The organism is Loktanella salsilacus, assembly GCF_900114485.1.
Lineage (GTDB): Bacteria > Pseudomonadota > Alphaproteobacteria > Rhodobacterales > Rhodobacteraceae > Loktanella > Loktanella salsilacus.
Genome location: NZ_FOTF01000009.1, coordinates 12,036 through 30,566 on the forward strand (window position 1 = coordinate 12,036; position 18,531 = coordinate 30,566).

General features: G+C 58.0%; 13 protein-coding genes. 6 read left to right on the plus strand and 7 right to left on the minus strand.

From position 1 onward, the window contains the following. The first annotated feature begins 116 nt into the window (after window positions 1-116). Complete coding sequence (locus tag BM131_RS09550; protein WP_090188873.1) at window positions 117-998, plus strand: LysR substrate-binding domain-containing protein; 882 nt, start codon at window positions 117-119, stop codon at window positions 996-998. Between the two features lie 279 nt (window positions 999-1,277). On the opposite strand, the gene BM131_RS09555 is transcribed toward BM131_RS09550, so the two are convergent. The 7 genes from BM131_RS09555 to BM131_RS09585 form a co-directional block, all read right to left on the minus strand. Continuing rightward, window positions 1,278-1,796, minus strand: a complete 519-nt coding sequence (locus BM131_RS09555) for a BTB/POZ domain-containing protein (protein ID WP_090188876.1) — start codon at window positions 1,794-1,796, stop codon at window positions 1,278-1,280. Between the two features lie 12 nt (window positions 1,797-1,808). Next, window positions 1,809-2,816, minus strand: a complete 1,008-nt coding sequence (locus BM131_RS09560) for a YHYH protein (RefSeq protein ID WP_090188878.1) — start codon at window positions 2,814-2,816, stop codon at window positions 1,809-1,811. Between the two features lie 158 nt (window positions 2,817-2,974). Beyond that, the gene (locus BM131_RS09565; protein ID WP_217646852.1) at window positions 2,975-3,622 is read right to left on the minus strand and encodes a PEBP family protein; all 648 of its coding nucleotides are present in this window, start codon (window positions 3,620-3,622) and stop codon (window positions 2,975-2,977) included. A 32-nt stretch (window positions 3,623-3,654) separates the two neighbouring features. Next, window positions 3,655-4,257 (minus strand): YbhB/YbcL family Raf kinase inhibitor-like protein, encoded by a 603-nt coding sequence (locus BM131_RS09570; protein WP_090188881.1) that lies wholly within the window; start codon window positions 4,255-4,257, stop codon window positions 3,655-3,657. Then, the gene (locus BM131_RS09575; protein WP_090188883.1) at window positions 4,254-5,231 is read right to left on the minus strand and encodes a YHYH protein; all 978 of its coding nucleotides are present in this window, start codon (window positions 5,229-5,231) and stop codon (window positions 4,254-4,256) included. The genes BM131_RS09570 and BM131_RS09575 overlap by 4 nt, the downstream gene beginning before the upstream one ends. 338 nt (window positions 5,232-5,569) lie before the next feature. After that, window positions 5,570-7,456 (minus strand): sensor histidine kinase, encoded by a 1,887-nt coding sequence (locus tag BM131_RS09580; RefSeq protein WP_090188886.1) that lies wholly within the window; start codon window positions 7,454-7,456, stop codon window positions 5,570-5,572. 164 nt (window positions 7,457-7,620) lie between these two features. Further along, complete coding sequence (locus tag BM131_RS09585; protein WP_245754198.1) at window positions 7,621-12,489, minus strand: DUF11 domain-containing protein; 4,869 nt, start codon at window positions 12,487-12,489, stop codon at window positions 7,621-7,623. 545 nt (window positions 12,490-13,034) lie between these two features. Between BM131_RS09585 and BM131_RS09590 the strand changes: the two genes are divergently transcribed. The 5 genes from BM131_RS09590 (at window position 13,035) to BM131_RS09610 (ending at window position 18,523) form a co-directional block, all read left to right on the plus strand. Then, window positions 13,035-14,006 (plus strand): ABC transporter ATP-binding protein, encoded by a 972-nt coding sequence (locus BM131_RS09590; RefSeq protein ID WP_245754199.1) that lies wholly within the window; start codon window positions 13,035-13,037, stop codon window positions 14,004-14,006. Continuing rightward, window positions 14,003-15,094, plus strand: coding sequence for an ABC transporter ATP-binding protein (locus BM131_RS09595; protein ID WP_090188894.1), 1,092 nt, complete (start codon window positions 14,003-14,005; stop codon window positions 15,092-15,094). The genes BM131_RS09590 and BM131_RS09595 overlap by 4 nt, the downstream gene beginning before the upstream one ends. Window positions 15,095-15,109: 15 nt before the next feature. Continuing rightward, window positions 15,110-16,615: an ABC transporter substrate-binding protein gene (locus tag BM131_RS09600; protein WP_090188896.1), complete on the plus strand. Its 1,506-nt coding sequence runs from the start codon at window positions 15,110-15,112 to the stop codon at window positions 16,613-16,615. Between the two features lie 76 nt (window positions 16,616-16,691). Continuing rightward, the gene (locus BM131_RS09605) at window positions 16,692-17,636 is read left to right on the plus strand and encodes an ABC transporter permease (RefSeq protein WP_090188899.1); all 945 of its coding nucleotides are present in this window, start codon (window positions 16,692-16,694) and stop codon (window positions 17,634-17,636) included. Beyond that, complete coding sequence (locus tag BM131_RS09610) at window positions 17,636-18,523, plus strand: ABC transporter permease (protein WP_090188902.1); 888 nt, start codon at window positions 17,636-17,638, stop codon at window positions 18,521-18,523. The genes BM131_RS09605 and BM131_RS09610 overlap by 1 nt, the downstream gene beginning before the upstream one ends. Window positions 18,524-18,531: the final 8 nt, after the last annotated feature.

Here is an 18,531-nt window from a genome sequence, read left to right on the forward strand (position 1 = left end):
GCCCTCTTTGCACAAGCAACGGCTATGACCGCTAAGCCCCCATAAATTTTAGGCTTATCGCGTTGCATGATTGGCGTAAGCTGCCCAAACAGTGCGGGACAGAACATGGACACAATATGCGCAGGTTGCCTCACGTCACATGGCTCCGCTCGTTCGAGGCGGCAGCGCGACACAGCTCTTTCAGCTCTGCCGCAGAAGAGCTGAACCTGACGCCCGCCGCTGTCAGCCAACAGATCCGGCTGCTGGAACAACATCTGGACATCCAGCTATTCCGCCGCCTTGCGAAAGGGGTGGAACTGACGGACCTTGGGCTTGCCTATGCGGTTCCGGTGCGCAAATCCTTTCAGGAAATGCAGGCGGCCACCGATGGTCTGTTTCGCGACCAACAGAAATCCGTCATTCGCCTGCGCTGCTCTATTTCCTTTGCCGCGCTGATCGTCGCCCCCCGACTGCGCGATTTCTGCGCCCTGCATCCGCAGATCGAGGTTGAGCTTTCGACGACAGTTTGGGCTGACCGGATGAACGGCGCACATATCGATCTGGATATCCGCTACGGCGAAGGCGGCTGGACAGAGCGTCACATCCACCCAATGCCCGTCGATAGCGCCGTCATCGTCTGCCATCCGGACTACGCGGCGACCTTGGGCCAGACCCCAATCGAGGCGGTGCTCGCCAAGGCCGCAATTGTGCAGATTGGCGGCTCGGAAACCGACTGGGACCGCCTTTTCCAAATTTGCGGCTTTCATGGCCCGCGGCCCGCGCATTGGATCAGGGCGGATTCATCTTTGATCGCCTTGCAAATCCTGTCGGCGGGCCACGGCTGCGCCATCATCAGCAAAAGCTTTGCCCGCCGGCATTTAGAGGATGGGCGCCTTGTCGCGCCATTTGACCTGGAAATTCCGATGGGGGCGAACTTCAAATTGGTCGAACACGACGACGCGGCCGGACGCGCCGATGTGAAGACGCTTGTCGACTGGTTGCTGCGCCAGACGTTGTAAATCCGTACCTGTGCAAGGCCGCAAAGATGCTACCGGAACGCAGCAGAAAATGCCCGGATGCGCGCCGCATTGACGCCGCGAGCCGAAAGTCCGTGTCGTTCTGGGCCGCCTAAGCCCATCGCCTGCCATCCGCGATATCCGGGTAGGGTTGCGTTTGCTGCGCCGCCGTTTCGCGGCCGCTGTAGAGCAAGCTGTTTTGGGCAACGGGTCGGTCTGTTCGTGCGGTGATGGCCACACTGCCCTGCAAAGACGTCATCGGCAACGGGCCTGACTCTCACATTACTCTGGCACAACGACGCTTACGGTCGATGAAATGGGGATGTCGTCCACAGACCATTCGCTGTGATTATTGGCGTTCAACGTGACTTTGACTTGGCTTTCACCCGGCAAGAGTGCCGAAGCCGGCGGATTAAACCAATCGCTGTAAATCCGGGCGTATTTCACGTCGTTAATATAGATATGCGCATGACCTTCGTTGTCCTGCGGGTCGCGATTGATATTCGCGGGTGTGAACTGGAAATTACGCGTCAAGATTTGAACATTGTACCCACCCATAGGATCAGGAAAGACCAGATAGGTTACGGTTGGCACCGGCGCATCCTGCGACACAGCCAACGGCGGGTGCTGATGCATCGCCGCCATTTCTGCCTGTGACATCGTCATGTCAGCAGATGCTGTGACCGCAGCCGTGTCCTGCATCACCACACCTTCCGGCATGGTGATGTGCACGGTTTGCAAGATGACGGTCAGGACCACGCCAATGGCCCCGCCAATCACAATATATGCGATCTTTTCCAAGACCTAAGTCCCTTACTGACCTGGGCCAGGCATAGCGATGCGCAAAGCGTCACTGTCGATCCCAAGCGATTGGGCAGCAGCGTCAAAATCTGGCGGCATGGTGTCGCCAAGTGCGTCGCGCAGCGCCGCCTCTTCAACGCCAAGCTCTTCTGCGATGGCAGCAAAATCAGGGCCGCCGCCGCCCATGTTGGCGGCCACTTCGACTTCGCCGTGGTAGCAATCGATCATATAAGGCGCTTCATCGGCCGTCAGGTGGTAGTGATAAATACCGTCCGGGAATTCGGGCGTGACATCTACGTGGCCACTGCAGGCGTCCAGATCGTCGTTTGTGATGATAGCGCCCCCTTGCCCGTGGTTTCCGTAGACTGGGAAGCCGTCTTCGAGCACGCCGATCATCACCGAATGCTCATCCGCCTCATCAAGGGTGTCGGTGATACACACCGGAATGCCGTGATAATGATAGTCGGTGCCGCTGACCAAAGTGTGTCCGTTGCATTCATCCAAGAAGGCGACGTGGTCATGAATAACCTGATCGTCTTGGGCCACGACGGTACGTTCAAAGTTCTCGTAATCATTGAAGATTTGCGCGCCGGTAATCGCAACGCCGATGCGGCCAAGGGACGTTTCGGTCACCTCTTCTGTATACGCGGGCAAGGTCGTGATGGTCGTATCAACCGGCGTTTCTTTGAAATAGGTCGCCGACTCTTCAACGTTGAAAAATTCGGTTGGTTTGTCGGCAAAGGGTTGGTCGCTGGGGTCGGTCGGGATCAGATACTTTTCCGCAAAACCATGGCTGGGCATGCCGTTCGATTCAAAGCGAAAGGTGTTTGCATCCGCGTCGATGGTGATCGTGACGTTGTCGCTCCAATGCGCGGCCTGAACTGCTGCGGACGTATCGACAAGGCCAACGGCGGTCGTCGTGTCTTGCGCGTCCGCTGTGTCGGGCATTGTGACATTCAACGCAACGGCGGCTATGATCACGCTAAAGGCTGCGGTGGTATACAGGGTCTTATTTTTCATGTTTCAACCTTTGTTTTGCGGTTCATCGATTGCGGTGCCGCACACACGCCCACCAAAGCCGCGACGGATTGCAGTGGTCAGCTCGGCCAAGATCGCTGCAATCTGTGCACGGATGTGTTTCAAGCGTCAGCCGCTACACCCTTCAGATATCAATTGACCTATTCGCTGATCGTTAAACGGCATAGGAGGGTGTTGTCCTGCTTCAGGTTTTCGCCCCAAACCAGCTTTGCGCTGTCGTCCCACGTGACTTCGTCATAGCCGTCCTTCGGGCCGACGTCGGCGGCGGAATGGACGATTGCGGCGGGCCAATCGCTGTCATCAAAATCCGGTGCGGTCCAGTCTGCGGGAATGTCAGTAGCAACAAATTCGCAGGCCCCTTCTCCAGCAACAGGGTTCGCTTCATCGGCGCAAGACGGCTCTGCCGGCGCGAAGTGCACGACAAGGCACTTCATATCCGCGTCAGTCACGGCAAGCGTTTCGCCCGACACCGCGTCCTTGAACTGGGCAATCATGCCGCCGTCGCCCATTTGCTGGCGATCTGTGCCGATATATTCCAGACCAGTATCGTTTTCCTTAAAGTCCTTTGCCTCAATCGCGATCACTGCTGGCAAATCGACCGAGAAGGTCGCCGTTTCTTTGTTGAAAGACCGCTCTGTCGTGATCGGCACAGAGTCTTCAAGGACCACCTCGCCGTTGGCAGACATAGAGAACCAATTGTCGACCCAGACGTCGGCGGTGATGTCGCGGGTTTCGGCCTGAGCGGCGCAGGCTGTCAGGGCTGCTACTGTCGCGAATATAAAGCGCATAATGTGTCCAATCGTGTCAAAGGTATCGTGATTTAGTTCAGGAAAGTGATGGAGTCGCCGGCAAGGACATGACCCTTCAGCGCGGCCATAACATCAGTCCAACCGGTGCCGATATCGTCTTGTTCCGGCAGATCAGCCAGCGGCGCATCCAGGGCATAGACCCAGATCGTGTATTCATGCGTACCCGCACCAGATGGCGAACAGGGCGGCGTATAGCCGGTCGCGCGCAGGTCCTTATCGCTGCCCTCTACCCCCAACGACTCCGGATTGCCCCGCGCCACGCCGTCGGCACCTGCGGGAATATTCCAGACCAGCCAATAGTGGCTCGGCTCGTTTACACCGGGATAGGCACCATTCGGATAATGCTGCATGACGATGGCATAGGCCTGCGTATCTGCAGGCGCGTTTTCCCATGACAGCGGCGGCGATACACCGTCCCCGCCGCTGCGCGTGCAGCGCAGATCATCAGGCAAGGCCGCGCCGTCCACAAGCGCGGAACTGGATAAGGTGAACCTCGGCCCCTGTGGCGCAGTTGCCTCTGTGCCGGACTTTGGCGGCGGCGTTTGCTGCGCGGCGGCTGGCAATGCGGCCGTGCAGCACAGCAATGCGATGGCGAGTGCGGGAAAGCGGGTCATTCGCGGCACAGTTCCTGCGCGAACAATGCGCCGCCGTTCGTGACGGTGCGGGTCTCAAAATTGTAGCAATTCTCAGTCTCGGACGGCGCGTATTTGATGTAATAGTCGCCGCCCTGATAACTGTAGGTCATGGTCCGGGTGCCGTCGTGGTCCTGCACGAACACCAGATCGTCGACCCCGCCGCGCGGTGGCTGACCCGCCTCTGGCCCACGGCCGCCTTCTGCTGCGCCCAAGGGACGCACACGCGGCAGGGCGTCGATGTCGGGCACTTCGCCCATCAGGCACTGGATGATGTAGGGCGCGCCTTCGGACGTGTGGTAGCGATAGCCAAAGACATCGTCGGCCTGCCCGTTGCACACATCCAGAACACCTGCCGCGATAACGGTGCCGTCGGGATTGGTATCTGCGTAGATCGGAAATCCGTCAAATGCCCAGCCGATGATCGCATCCGGGCCCTTGTTCGCCATCTGGTCAATCATGCAGGTCGGTGCGGCATGATAGTGGTAATCGTCGCCGCGCCCCGCATGACCGCCGCAGGCATCAAGCTGACCCGTCGCGACGGTGTCCAGATTGGCTTGATAAGTCGCCAGATCCGCTTGCGACATCTCTCCTCCAGCCGTGTAGTCATAGATCGGCACGCCGTTCACCGCGACACCAAGGGCGGCATCGCGGGTATGCGGTTCTGTCCCGCTCACGGGCGCCAATGTGATGGGTGAGGCATAATTCACTGCAGGCACTGGCACCTGTTCGTTCGTGCCGATGATACCGGTCATCATCTCGTGGTCGGGATAGGTATCGCCTGCGATCAAAGCTTGATTGTCGGTGCAGGTCACCGTGACCACATCGTCAAAGCCCGCCTCGGCGACCGACTCCGTCACCGCCTCGCAGTGAAAGGAGTCTTCATGCGCTTGCCCTGTGGTGGCGTAAAGGCAGGCAAGCACGGCTAAGCCGGGCGGAAGAAGCAGATGACGCATGGGGATGCCTTTTATAGAATGACTGACGGTATGCGGGGTTATACGCGGCTGCTGAATTCTTCCGTCGGTTATTGAGCTATAAAAAATGACGGGGAGGGGTGCGCTTGACTGTTTTGGGCCGTTTGAGTTCCAAAAAATGCAGCCGGGGTGACCCTTTGCGAGCACCCGAAGGCCACACTTATCGCTCGACGGGAAAACGCCTGATCAAGCCTACCTCAATCAGCAGGTTCCAGACGCGGCAGCGGCGGAATCAAGGTGGAAAATCACCCAAAAAGCGCCCGGAAACGGTTCACAAACCGAACCACCCTTATCCTAGGCACACAGGTGACCCCAGAGCACTAAAACGTAAAGCGAGTGCGGCCCGGCATCGGTTTTGCAATAGGTCCACTGGTTTTAAGTGGAATACCGATTGGGTCCGCTATTTTCAGGACAGTAAACCAAAAAGTTGTTTTATCGCCGACGACACTGTCGAAACCTATCTGGCCACCGGACAGCTCGACAATTTGCTTTGAGATGACCAAGCCCAAACCTGTGCCGCCCCGTGACCGCGTATCCGCCTCTTTCGCCTGTGAGAACGGCGAGAAGATATGATCCCGGAAGGAAAGCGGGACGCCCTCTCCTTGGTTGGTTACACAGACCTTGAGGAACTCACCGTGTTCTTCAGTATGAATTTTCACTTCGGTATTGGGATATGCAAATTTCGCAGCATTGGTGAGCAGGTTTGTCATGACTTGCTGAAACCTTCTGGGATCCATTTTCCCATACAGAGGCCTGTCATTTTCATATGATTTGAACGCAACATTGAAGTTGTCGGCGGTGTTTGTATTTGCCAGCACAGCATCTTCAATCTGCGCCACTACGTCGTGGCACCCGATTGAAAGCTCCATCTGGTTTACCGAGAATTTTTCAAAGTCTAGTATGTCATTGATCAGCACATAAAGTCGGTCACCGTTTTGATGCGCGATCGACAGCAGGCGCCGAACCTTTTCGGACAGGTTTTCGCTCTTCATCGCCATGAGCAACCGAAGAGAGCCAAGCACGGATGTCAGGGGCGTCCTGAGTTCGTGACTGATTGTCGCGACAAACTCGCCTTTCATGGCGGCAAGGCGACGTTGCTCCGTCATGTCCATCACTTGGCAAAGGATATGATTGGGTTTGCCAGCGGCATCGCGGACTAAACTGACAGTCACCTGGGCCCACATCGTAGAGCCATCCCGGCGAATATAGCGCCGATCTTCAACATAATTGTCGATTTCGCCCGCAGATAATCTGGTGAATTGTTCAGAGGCCATCTGGATACTATCCGGGTGCGTAATATTTTCAGCTGGCCGGCTGATAAGCTCGTCTTCGGTATACCCAAGAGACTCGCACAATGCTTTGTTTACACGCCACCAATTGCCGTCGATCCCGAAGATAACATGCCCGATCGGAGAGTTTTCAAATGCGGAACGGAACTGCTCGTTGCTGCTACGCAAAGAGATTTCCATATTTTTGCGCTCAGTCACATCCCTCATAGAGCCAACGATTGACGTAACTCTGCCAGAGCTGTCTTTGCTGATACCCGCGACGTTTACTTGCACCCAAAGCCATCTCGCACCATCTTTTGAAAGCAGCCGATATTCGCTTGATGCCTTTTCCTGCTCTCCATCCACACAAATCCGGATCGCTTCCTCTGCGACAAATAAATCGTCCGGATGGACGCGAGAGCGCCACTCTTCCAAGGTGTCGACAGGAACGCCTTTTGGAAGTTCTAAGATCTTGCGCCACATGCCCGAAACAACAACGCGGTCTTCGATCGGGAAATACTCAAACACGCCAATCCGGGCTGAGTTTATCGCAATGTTTGCTCGCTTAAGATCTGCGCTAGAAGCCTTTTCTGCCCTCAGCACTTCCGTCAGGTTTCGTAGGATCATTGCATGCTGCAATCCGTCTTCATCTGACCAGGACGTCAAATGTATGGACAGGGGTACCTCGTCACCGGACTTCTTTCTTCCCATCATCAACTGAATGTTCGCATCAATCTCGGGCGGATGGATGTAGCTATGAAGCGCAGCAACGGATTGAACATCCAGAACGTCTGAAACCGTCTGACCGATCAAGGTTTCATCGTAGCCAAATAGTTTGTCTGCTGCCGCATTGCTATGTGAAATTCTGCCATCCGCAGCGACTGTCATCACTGGCACCCTGATGTGCCTGAACGCTTTTAGGACTGGCTCGTTGGACATTAAATTTGCTTTCACTTCAAACGCTGCTGCGTCCGCACTTACTCGCTACAGTTTTTGTCAAATAGAAGGCAGCCTAAATTCTGATTGATGTGATCCAACGGCACAACTTTCGATAGGCTATCACATGGCCCCTTCGGTTCGCCGCAAAGAAGGCTAGGTTTCGGTTAAGGCGCAATACTGACGTTGAACGTCACTGACCCACTGGCACCAGGCGGATAAGTTCCACTGCATTCCCAGCGCAAGTCGCCTGCATAGCCGGGGCTGGCTGCACCCGATATCGCGTTGACGCATGTCACCCCGTCGCCGATGTCGATTGGGCTGGGGACAGCCGTCGCAAGTACGGTATACGGCGGTGTCGCATCGTAGACGATGATGTCTGACGAGGGCAAAGTGCCGGTATTTTCCAGATAGATCCGGTATTCCAACACGTCTCCTACCCCGCCCCCGTTGGCGACACCTTCGGGGGTGCCTTGGGTGACATTGCGCACGGTCTTGGACAGCTTCAGCGCGCCTTGCGACGATTCCACCGTCACAAGGTCGGTGTTGCGATCCTCTTCGACGAGGCCAGTGCCGCCGTAGGTCGTATCCGCAACAATATCAACGCTATAGGATGCTCCTGGACCGGCGGCGGCAGAGGCTGAAACCCGCGCAACAAGGCAAAGCGTTGTCCCTGCCGAGATGGCGATCGGACCGATGATGGGCGTATCAGCCGTGCCGTCACAACCGTTATCTATAAACAACCCCGTGGCAAAGGCATCGGGGGTCGCGCTGGTCTGTGCATCAAGCGTAAAGAGCACGCTGCCGGTCGCATCTGCGATATATTCATGGCGAAGCGACACCACTTGACCGGGGCGGATTGCGGCCTGTTGGTCAAGGTTCAGCCGTGCCGCGACGATCAGGCCAAAGTTCAAATCGGCGTAGGACGTGCCTGCCGCGGGCGTGAAGGTGAACGCCCCGTCGCGCGGGTCGGCGTTCACGATAGCGGGCAGGCCGAGTGCGCTTTCCGATACGGTGCGCAGCAAGGCGTCAGGCACCACAGACACCGTGACGGTATTCGTGTAGCCATCAGGCAGGGTCAGGCTCCAGCTGCCGTCTGCCGCCACGGCGGGTGTGCCGATCACGGCGCCTGCGCTGTCTAGCACCTGAACCACGGCGCGGTCCGTGCCGACCTCTGTGCCGCCTTGGACGCCGTCAAAGGCTGTGGCCCCTGCCCCGTTGTCCAAAAACACCAGACCCGAGAGGGTTGCGCCGGTGCCGATGAACGCGACAGTGACGCTTGCCTCGTCATCGTCAGCCAAACCGTCCGATAGATCGTCAACCAAAGCGCCGACCGACGGGTCACTGTCGGGGTCGGACAACGAACTGGCGACGATTTCTGCGGTATTGGTATGCGCGCCGCTGTCCAACATGGTGACGCGAATTGTAAGCACATGGTTACTGCCAGACGGCACATCGCCAAGCGTCCAGATTCCCGTACCCGTATCATAGGTATCCCCCTGCCCCGCCGCATCGTCAGAGACATAGGCGAAACCCTTGGGCAGCAAATCACGCACCCGCACGTCGGCCGCAGTGCCCGGCCCATCATTGGACACGGTCAGGATGAAATCGATCGCCTCGCCCGCTGTCGCTTGGGTGATTGGCACGCCATCTGACGCGCGCAGCGCGCTTTTGGTCAGCGACAGGTCGGCGGCCGTCGGTGCCGTGACAAAGCCAAAGTCTTGATCAGCCGTGTCGGCCCCCGTGGTGACGGATACGCCAGTTAGCGGATTGACCGTTGATAGGGTTAGGGCAGCGGGGATGTCGGGATCTGCGGTATCCACCTCGATCCGGTAGGTCAGCGTCGCGTTGACGGTGCCAAAGACATAGCTGCCGTCAGCAATCGTTTCCGCCGCGGATACCAGCGTATCGTCGGCGGGATCAGACGGCGTCCCATTGTCGTCATATAAGTTGATAGTGATGCCCGCGGGCAGCCCGGTATCGCCAGCGTTAAGCGTGCTGGACCCGTCAGAATCCTGATAAAGTGTGCCAGAGATCGACCCGCTTTGGAAAACCGTCGACACGAACGGCCCCGGTGCGCGGCAGGATGCACCATCGTTGCCCTGATACGTCAGATTGCTGACGGTGCCCTGCACTTCGATGAAGTCGTATGTCGCGGGGCGATTGCCGTCAGACCCGACCTCGATCGCAAAGACTTGGCGGGACTGGTTATCAAAGGCGTACATGAAACCGCTGCCATCGAACCAGACCGAGTCAATATCGATCGAGAAGTATCCGGCAGCCAGCGGGACGTTGGCAATCAGATCAATGGTAATAGGTCCCGGCACGCCATTGTTCGGATCAAAGGCATAAAGATTGCGCGCGGGGTCAAAGAAATAGATCAGGCCGTCACGCGGATTATAGGCCATATCACGGCCATAGGGCGATCCTGCCGCAGCCGTCAAAACGCCCACCGCCACTGGATTTGTCGGATCGCTGATATCCAGCAGTTGATAGCGGCTGACATCGCTACCCGACATATAGATCATGATGCCGTTTGGCAGGATGTCTGAATTGGTGTCCGGCGTTTCAATGGTCAACCCAGACACATCAGCCACTTCTTGCACAGCGCCAGCCGCGTTGATCCGCATCAACGTCCGAGGGCTTTGGCGCACACCGTAGATATAGCCGTCCAGTTCATTATAGCCCCAACCGGTCACGAGGTAGTTGCCGGTATAATTTGGCGGCAAAGCGGTCTGGCTTAGCGTATAAAGGCCGCCGCTTTCGCTGACTGTCAGCTGGCTGAGTGAAGGCAAGTTAAATGCTGTCTCCGTTGCAACCATGAAAAACGTCGATGAACAGGTCAGCGGCGCCCCCGGATTGGACAGGGTCACAAGGTAATCCTCGACCTCGCCGTCTAGGTTTATTCCGGCGAAAGGATCGGCCGCACCGCCGCTGGTAGTAGACCAACGCAAGCGCGCATAGGTGGCACCGTTACCGATATCTGCAGGCACAGGAATATTCAGCACAATCTGATTGTTAAAGGTGCCGTCAGTGTCGCCTGTCCCGCCATCACGGTAATCAATCGCCACATGCTCATCAGCCTCGAACGCGCCGTTCTGATCATAGTCGATCCAAAGCTGCAGGTTCGTGATGCCGGGCACCAGCACTGGCAGCCCCAAATCGAATTGCGCACTCAGGGTCTCGTGGGTTCGCACTGTCAGCGGTACTGTCGTGCCTGCAACAATCTGCGGAAACGTCGTCGCGTCTTCGTCGTCGATGCCGTCGATATCATCGCCATCGGCGTTGGCAGAAAACTTTGTCGAGGTTTCAGTGTCCGGCTCTGCCGTACCAAGATAGATCAGCGGCACGACGACATGACGCGGATCGCCATAGCTGCCGGGCGCGTCGCCACGGTCAACCAAATCCGCAGCCGCGATGATGAAGGAGTAATCCTCAACCTCTCCGTCCAGCGTCGGGTCTGATATGCCTAGCCCAGCCTGCGATGCCCAGCGAAAGCGGCCAAAGGTCCGCGATGTGGTCGCATCATCCGGCACTGTGACGTTTATCTGGATTTGTCCGTCTCCAGCAGTCACATCATCGCCAGTTCCGTCATCGCGCAGGTCCGTCGCAAACCGTTCGACAGCCGTATTTTCAAACAACCCGTTGCCGTTGAAATCTATCCACGCCTGAAGGTATCCGTTGCCAGCGACACCTACGGTCAAGGTGACAATTGAACCTTGCGTTAATAGCGGCAGCGTCACGCCGTCCTCGTCGTCACTGCCCGTCAGGTCGTCGCCAGTGGCCGATAGGTCCGACTGGGTAAAGGCCTCTGCATCGGGTGCCGTTGTTCCCAAATAAACTGTGGGGGCTGCGACGATCGCATGCTTGGGCGCCAAATAGGTGATGGGCGCATCGCCAAAATCAAAACCAAGCGCGTAAAGCAGTGTTAGCGTGTCCGGGTTAGACTGAAGGCGGTTGGGAAACGTCTGACCTATGGGGCCAATGCCTGCAGTGGCCGTCGCCGTTAGCCCGCCATTCAAAATATCAGCAGCCGTCACGGTGTATGCGGCTGTACAGGTAAATGTGCCGCCTGCAGGCACCTCTGTTGTGATTGCGGGACAGGTTACCGTGCCGACTGAGTCGTCCTGGATTACGATATCCTGCCCGACATTGAACGGCAGGGTGCCGTCGTTGGTGACGGTATAGGTGTAGTTGATCGTCGCCCCTAGCGCGACCAAATCGCCCGGGTTCGTCGTTTTGACCAAGGAAATGCTTTGACCGACCGCAAATTCAGTGTCTGCCAAAACACTCAAGCCCCGTGGGGCGGGATCGTAAGGACCCACGTTTCGGACGTTTCCAATGGATTCGTCATAATAAAAGACTGCCCACGACGTGGCGTCAGGAAAAACAGACCGTAACGTGCCCGTGTCATCATTGTTAGAGGTTGGTGAAACGGGGGGACCGTCTAGATAAATACACTGCGCTTGGTTAGCCCCGATGGGGCCCGTTGCCCCAGCGCCCGGTCCGGGCCCGATAATAAACGTCGGGGTCGCAGAAACGGCCGACAGGGCCGGATTACCATTGCTACCGAAAGCGGTGATAAAATCGCAGCGGTCATTGGGGGCATTGTTATCGCTGGCATCAAGGTCCGTGGTATCAATCTTTAGGCCGTCAACCGGAAGGGCCACACTGTTGGACGAAAAGCTAAGTTGGACCGCCGCCCATGAATCGCCGACCCGGCCCGAATTGGGCGGCGCATCAACGAGAAACGTCAGCGCCTCGATCCCGCCGCCGAAAATCGCGACATCATCAGGCGACACGATGCCGCCCCCCGCCACAAAGTTGCCCACGACGTCGATCCTTGTATCGACTTCAAAACCATACTGGTCTTTCAAGGTGAAGCTTAGCGGCGCGGTCGATCCCGCAGGCCAATCGATCTGCGCCCAATCAAGTGTGAAGTCGCCTGCGTAAAGCTTGGGCGTTGCCAGCATCGCGATTGCAACAACACTGCTGAATGATGCACGCATAAACCGGGTTGCGACGGACTTGGGCACTTCATTCACCTATTACTTAGACACGTGGTCAGCCGTTTGGGATGCGGTGGTGACGACCGGACCCAAACACTTCAATGCGCCAGCCCTAAGCGTCCCCCGACAATAAACGATCCCGTCCACTGTCGCAGGCTGCGCCGCGTCAAGCAAAAGCGAAGAGAGGCAGAAACATCGCCGTCTTGGATAGGGTGCTATGCTTTCGAATAGCGCGAGGCTGATCGGTGCATGGCGGATCGCGGCGCAAGCAATGTTTTTCGGCGGTGGCGCTGCCGCGTGAACCGGATGACGAATTGGTGCCAACAAATCAAAACGTCAGGCGATCTGCGTCAGGGAACAGCCTTCACCCGCCGAATACGGCCTTGTCTTCATCGCTCACGAAAGCGGATGCTTAAAAATTAGGCTTAATGCCTAGCATTGGTCAAACGCGCCGGTTTTCAAAGCGACTGCGGCAAAAATGAATTGACTCGGCGTAGGGTCATGATGAACCAATAGGTAATTGGTTCACATTTGCCGCAAGGACGCCTCTTCTGTCTCAGCATCTTCCCCTTTTGTCGCTGCGCGACTTCAGCCTGAAATTCAAAGGGCAGTCGGCCTGCGTTGTCGAAAATGTTGACCTGACCGTCGCAGAAGGAGAGATCCTGTGCATCGTCGGCGAGTCCGGTTGCGGCAAGAGCGTGACCGCGATGGCGCTGATGGGACTGCTGCCGCAAGACGCCGCCAAAATTCCCAGCGGCACTATGGTTTTCAACGGTAAAACGATAGATATGACGTGTGAACGTATTCCCGCGACCATGCGCGGCGGGGACGTGGCGATGATCTTTCAAGAGCCGATGACCTCGCTCAATCCCGCTTTTCGGATCGGCGATCAGATCGCCGAAGCGGTGCAGCAGCACAAGGGGTGCACCCGTGCGCAGGGACGCGCCCGTGCGCTGGAAATGTTGATCCGGGTGGGACTCCCCTCTCCTGAACAGCGGCTGGATCAATATCCGCACCAATTGTCAGGTGGTCAGCGCCAACGCGTTATGATTGCCATGGCCCTTGCCAATGACCCCAAGCTTTTGATCGCAGACGAGCCGACAACCGCGCTTGATGTCACGATCCAAGCGCAAATTTTGGAACTGATCCGCGATTTGCAGCGCGACACGGGCATGGGCACGATCATGATTACCCATGACCTTGGTGTCGTCGCTGAAATCGCCGACACGGTCGCTGTTATGTATGGCGGTCAAGTGGTCGAGCGCGGCCCAATGGCCGAAGTGTTTGAGGATCCCCAGCACCCCTACACCATCGGCCTTATGGACTCGGTCCCGCGGTTATCGGGCCCCCGCGCCCGGCTCACGACGATCGAAGGTACAGTGCCGTCGATTGATACGATGCCGCAAGGTTGCCGGTTCCGGACACGCTGCCCCTTTGCGGCCCCGCTCTGCAATGCGCGTCCCGCGCTTGCAAACGTCAGCGAAACCCACGCGGTGGCATGCCATTTCGCCCCCTTGGAACAGAACCTGAAGGTGGCGCAATGACACCGATCCTAGAAGCACAGAACGTCAAAAAGCATTTCCCGACCGGCGGCGGTTTGTTTCAGAAAAAGGGCCTCGTTAAGGCTGTCGATGGCGTGTCGCTGTCCATCACCCCGGGCGAAACCTTTGCCATTGTTGGCGAATCTGGCTGCGGTAAATCTACGCTTGCCCGTCTTTTGATGCGTCTGCTGGACCCGACCAGCGGCGACGTGGTGTTTGACGGCAAGCAGGTCACAGCGGCCAAGGGCGTTGCACTGTCCGCCCTGCGCCGGGACATGCAGTTCATTTTTCAAGACCCGTTTTCGTCCCTGAACCCGCGCATGACAGTCGGAAAACTGGTGGGCGAACCGCTAGAGGTGCACGCACCAGAACTGTCCAAAATTGACCGCCGCGCCAAGGTTGCAGATCTGTTGGCAAAGGTCGGTTTGCGGCCAGAGCACGCGGACCGCTACGCGCATGAGTTTTCTGGCGGCCAGCGCCAGCGTATCGGGATCGCCCGCGCGCTTGCCTCTGGTCCGCGGCTGATTATCGGCGACGAACCCGTCAGTGCGCTGGATGTGTCGGTGCAGGCGCAGGTGGTGAATCTGCTGGGCGATCTCGGCCGTGATTTGGGGCTGACACTTGTGCTGATCGCGCATGATCTGGCTGTAATCCGGCACATGTCGGACCGCGTGGCCGTCATGTACTTGGGTAAAATCGTTGAACAGGGCACAACGGACGATGTGTTCGAACAGCCGCGCCATCCCTACACCCGCGCTTTGCTGGACGCTATCCCAGACCTAGACGACCAATCTGGCGCCTCGCGCGCCCGGATCGAGGGCGAGATGCCCTCCCCCTCTGCCCCGCCGCCGGGCTGCGCGTTTCATACCCGCTGCCCCCACGCGACGGCACTGTGCCGCGAAGCTGTCCCGCAACCAGTGGAGACCCCCAACGGCCACATGACCGCCTGTCACCATTGGCAGGATATTCCCGCCGCGCCCCGGCAAACGACACCCCGCAGCAAAAGCCCCGCCACCTTGGCGCGGCTCGCGCTTTACCGCCAAGCGACGCGGGGGGGCGCAGATCATCCCCGTCGCATCCCAAACCCCTGACAGAGAGGCCACCACATGAAAAATCTGACCCTCACGACAGCGGCCCTTGCCCTGATGGCAAGCGGCGCAATGGCACAGGATTTGCGCATCGCGTTGCAGTCCGACGCTGACATTCTGGACCCGGACCAGTCGCGGACCTTTGTGGGCCGCATCATCTATACCGCCCTATGCGACAAGCTGGTCGACATTACGCCTGATCTGGAAATCATTCCCCAGCTTGCGACCGCATGGACCGTGGCAGAGGATGGCATGTCCATCGACATGACCGTGCGCGAGGATGTCGTTTTCCACGACGGCACCGCGTTCAACGCGCAGGCTGTCGCTGACAACATCACCCGGTCGCAGACCATGGACGGCAGCATGCGCAAGTCAGAGCTTGCCTCGATCGCATCCGTTGACGTGACAGGCGACTACACGTTGACGCTGAACCTGACCGGGCCCGATGCCACCGTGATCGCCCAACTGGCTGACCGCGCTGGCATGATGGTATCACCGACGGCCGCCGCCGCGATGGGCGACGATTTCGGCCTCGCGCCAGTCTGCTCTGGTCCGTTCGCATTTGAAGAGCGGGTCGCGCAGGACAAGATCGTGCTGAAGAAGTTCGCAGACTATTGGAATGCGGACAAAATCCACTTTGACAGCGTCACATACCTGCCAATCCCCGACACGACAGTGCGACTGGCCAACCTGCAATCTGGTGATATTCACATCCTAGAACGTCTGGCCCCCACCGACTTGGCGCAGGTCAATGCGGATGACAGCATCAACGTTCTGTCCGCCGTATCGATGGGCTATCAGGGCATCACTTTTAACGTGGGCAATGGCGAACAAGCCGACAATCCATTTGGCACCGATCCGCGTCTGCGGCAGGCATTCAGCTATGCTATTGACCGCGACGCCATCAATCAGGTCGTGTTCGAGGGCGCTTTTGCCGCTGGCAACCAGCCGTTCCCGCCAACATCGCCTTGGTATGATGCGGATTATCCCGTTGAAGGCCGCGATGTCGAAAAGGCCAAAGCACTGCTGGCAGAGGCAGGCTATCCCGACGGCATCGACCTTGTCGTGCAGGTGCCGAACACGACCATCCCCCTGCAACTGATGCAGGTAATCCAGTCGATGACCGCCGAAGCGGGCATCAACATCGAGATCGTGTCCAAAGAGTTCGCCACGCTGCTGTCTGACCAGACCGCAGGCGACTATCAGGCAAGCCAGATCGGCTGGTCTGGCCGCGTCGATCCAGATGGCAACATCCACCAGTTCGTCACGACGGATGGCGGCATCAATGATGCGGGCTATTCCAACGCCACCGTCGACGATGCACTGAATGCGGCGCGCACACAGGCCGACGTTGCATCACGCAAGGCGCAGTATGACGCAGCCCGTGACGTGCTGATCAATGATGCGCCGCTGGTGTACCTCTACCACGAAAGCTGGATCACAGCGCTTGACGCCAATATCGAAGGCTACACCGCCTATCCCGACGGCATGATCCGCCTAGAAGGTGTGACCCTGTCCGAATAATCCCGGTCCGCCCCCAGCCCAACCGGGCCGGGGGCGGCCACCCTTAACCGCATTTCACCCATGCAAGGGGCAGCCCATGCTCTCGTTCTTCCTGCGCCGACTTGTCATCGCGATCCCGACGATCATTTTGATCTCGGTCTTCGTCTTTGGCTTGCAGAAAATCCTACCCGGCGATCCGCTGCTTGTCCTTGCAGGCGAGGAACGCGATCCTGCTGTGCTGGAATTCCTGCGCGAAAAATATCGCCTGAATGATCCTATTCCGGTGCAGTATATGACCTGGGCAGGTAACGCGCTTGGCGGCGATCTGGGCACATCTTTTCGCACCAATCAGCCAGTGACGGAACTGATCGGGCAAAAGCTGCCTGTCACGATCCAACTGGCTTTGATGTCGCTGATCTTTGCCGTGTTCATTGGCATTCCCGCAGGCATCATGTCCGCCTATCGCAAGGGAACGGTCACCGATTATATTGCCAACATCGTCGCGCTGTCCGGTCTGTCGATCCCGAACTTCTGGCTGGGGATCATGCTGATCCTTCTGGTGTCCGTGAAATGGCAACTGTTGCCCGCGTCCGGATATGTGCCGCCTAGTGAAGATTTCTGGTTGTCGATCAAGACCATGCTGATGCCTGCCTTCGTGCTGGGCACCGCGCTGGCCGCAACCTTGATGCGGCACACAAGGTCGGCGATGCTGGGCGTGTTGACCTCTGACTATGTGCGCACCGCCCGCGCCAAGGGATTGTCCGAACGCAAGGTCGTGCTGAAGCATGCCTTTCGCAATGCGCTGACGCCGATCGTCACCCTGACCGCGCTGCTGTTCGGTGAATTGATCGCAGGCGCCGTCCTGACAGAGCAGATCTTTACCATCCCCGGCTTTGGCAAGCTGGTCGTCGATGCCGTCTTTAACCGCGATTACGCTGTGGTGCAGGGCATCGTTCTGGTCACTGCCGTTGGGTTCATAGTCATGAACCTGCTCGCCGATATGGCCTATTTTCTTCTTAACCCCCGGCTAAGGAGCAACTGATGGCTGCCGCTGACACAAACGTTGCCAAGACGGCACCGGCAATGGACCTTGCCCCGTCTGAAAACCGCGTCTGGAAGAAATTTCGCAGCCATAAATCAGCGATGCTGGGCGGTTTCCTTGTGCTGTTCTTCATCACCCTTGCGCTGCTGGCCCCCGTACTGCCGATCCCCGATCCAGCGGCGACGGATTGGGGCGCGATCCGCAAAGCGCCATCCGCTGCGCATTGGATGGGCACGGACGATCTGGGCCGGGACGTGCTGTCGCGGATGATCTGGGGGGCGCAGGCATCCTTGCTGGCGGGTGTCATTTCTGTCGCAATTGCGATGGCTGTTGGCGTGCCTTTGGGGATCGTCGCGGGCTACTTCGGCGGTTGGCCCGACGCGATCATTTCGCGCTGCACCGAAGCGCTGCTCGCCGCGCCTTTCCTGATCCTTGCCATCGCGCTGGCCGCCTTCCTTGGGCCGTCACTTAGCAATGCGATGATCGCGATCGGCATCTCGGCCACGCCGCTCTTCATCCGGCTGACGCGCGGCCAAGTGCTGAACGTCAAGGTCGAGGATTACGTCGACTCCGCCCGTGCCATTGGCCTGCCGACGCGGCTGATCTTGTCGCGCTACATTCTGCCTAACGTGCTGCCCCCGATCCTTGTGCAGGCAACGCTGACCATCGCCACTGCGATCATCGCCGAAGCCTCGCTATCTTTCCTTGGTCTTGGCCAGCAACCGCCCGCGCCCTCTTGGGGCTCGATGCTGAACACGGCTAAGAACTTCTTGAACCAAGCGCCTTGGATGGCGCTTTGGCCCGGCATCTCGATCTTTCTTGTGGTGCTTGGCTTTAACCTTTTGGGCGACGGTCTGCGCGACGCCCTTGACCCTCGCGAACACTAAAGGGACGA

Bases quoted from the DNA above. Each gene is read 5' to 3' on its own strand.
- BM131_RS09550 (WP_090188873.1), top strand. From the start codon at position 117: ATGCGCAGGTTGCCTCACGTCACATGGCTCCGCTCGTTCGAGGCGGCA.
- BM131_RS09560 (WP_090188878.1), bottom strand. From the start codon at position 2,816: ATGAAAAATAAGACCCTGTATACCACCGCAGCCTTTAGCGTGATCATA.
- BM131_RS09565 (WP_217646852.1), bottom strand. From the start codon at position 3,622: ATGCGCTTTATATTCGCGACAGTAGCAGCCCTGACAGCCTGCGCCGCT.
- BM131_RS09570 (WP_090188881.1), bottom strand. From the start codon at position 4,257: ATGACCCGCTTTCCCGCACTCGCCATCGCATTGCTGTGCTGCACGGCC.
- BM131_RS09575 (WP_090188883.1), bottom strand. From the start codon at position 5,231: ATGCGTCATCTGCTTCTTCCGCCCGGCTTAGCCGTGCTTGCCTGCCTT.
- BM131_RS09580 (WP_090188886.1), bottom strand. From the start codon at position 7,456: ATGTCCAACGAGCCAGTCCTAAAAGCGTTCAGGCACATCAGGGTGCCA.
- BM131_RS09595 (WP_090188894.1), top strand. From the start codon at position 14,003: ATGACACCGATCCTAGAAGCACAGAACGTCAAAAAGCATTTCCCGACC.
- BM131_RS09600 (WP_090188896.1), top strand. From the start codon at position 15,110: ATGAAAAATCTGACCCTCACGACAGCGGCCCTTGCCCTGATGGCAAGC.
- BM131_RS09605 (WP_090188899.1), top strand. From the start codon at position 16,692: ATGCTCTCGTTCTTCCTGCGCCGACTTGTCATCGCGATCCCGACGATC.
- BM131_RS09610 (WP_090188902.1), top strand. From the start codon at position 17,636: ATGGCTGCCGCTGACACAAACGTTGCCAAGACGGCACCGGCAATGGAC.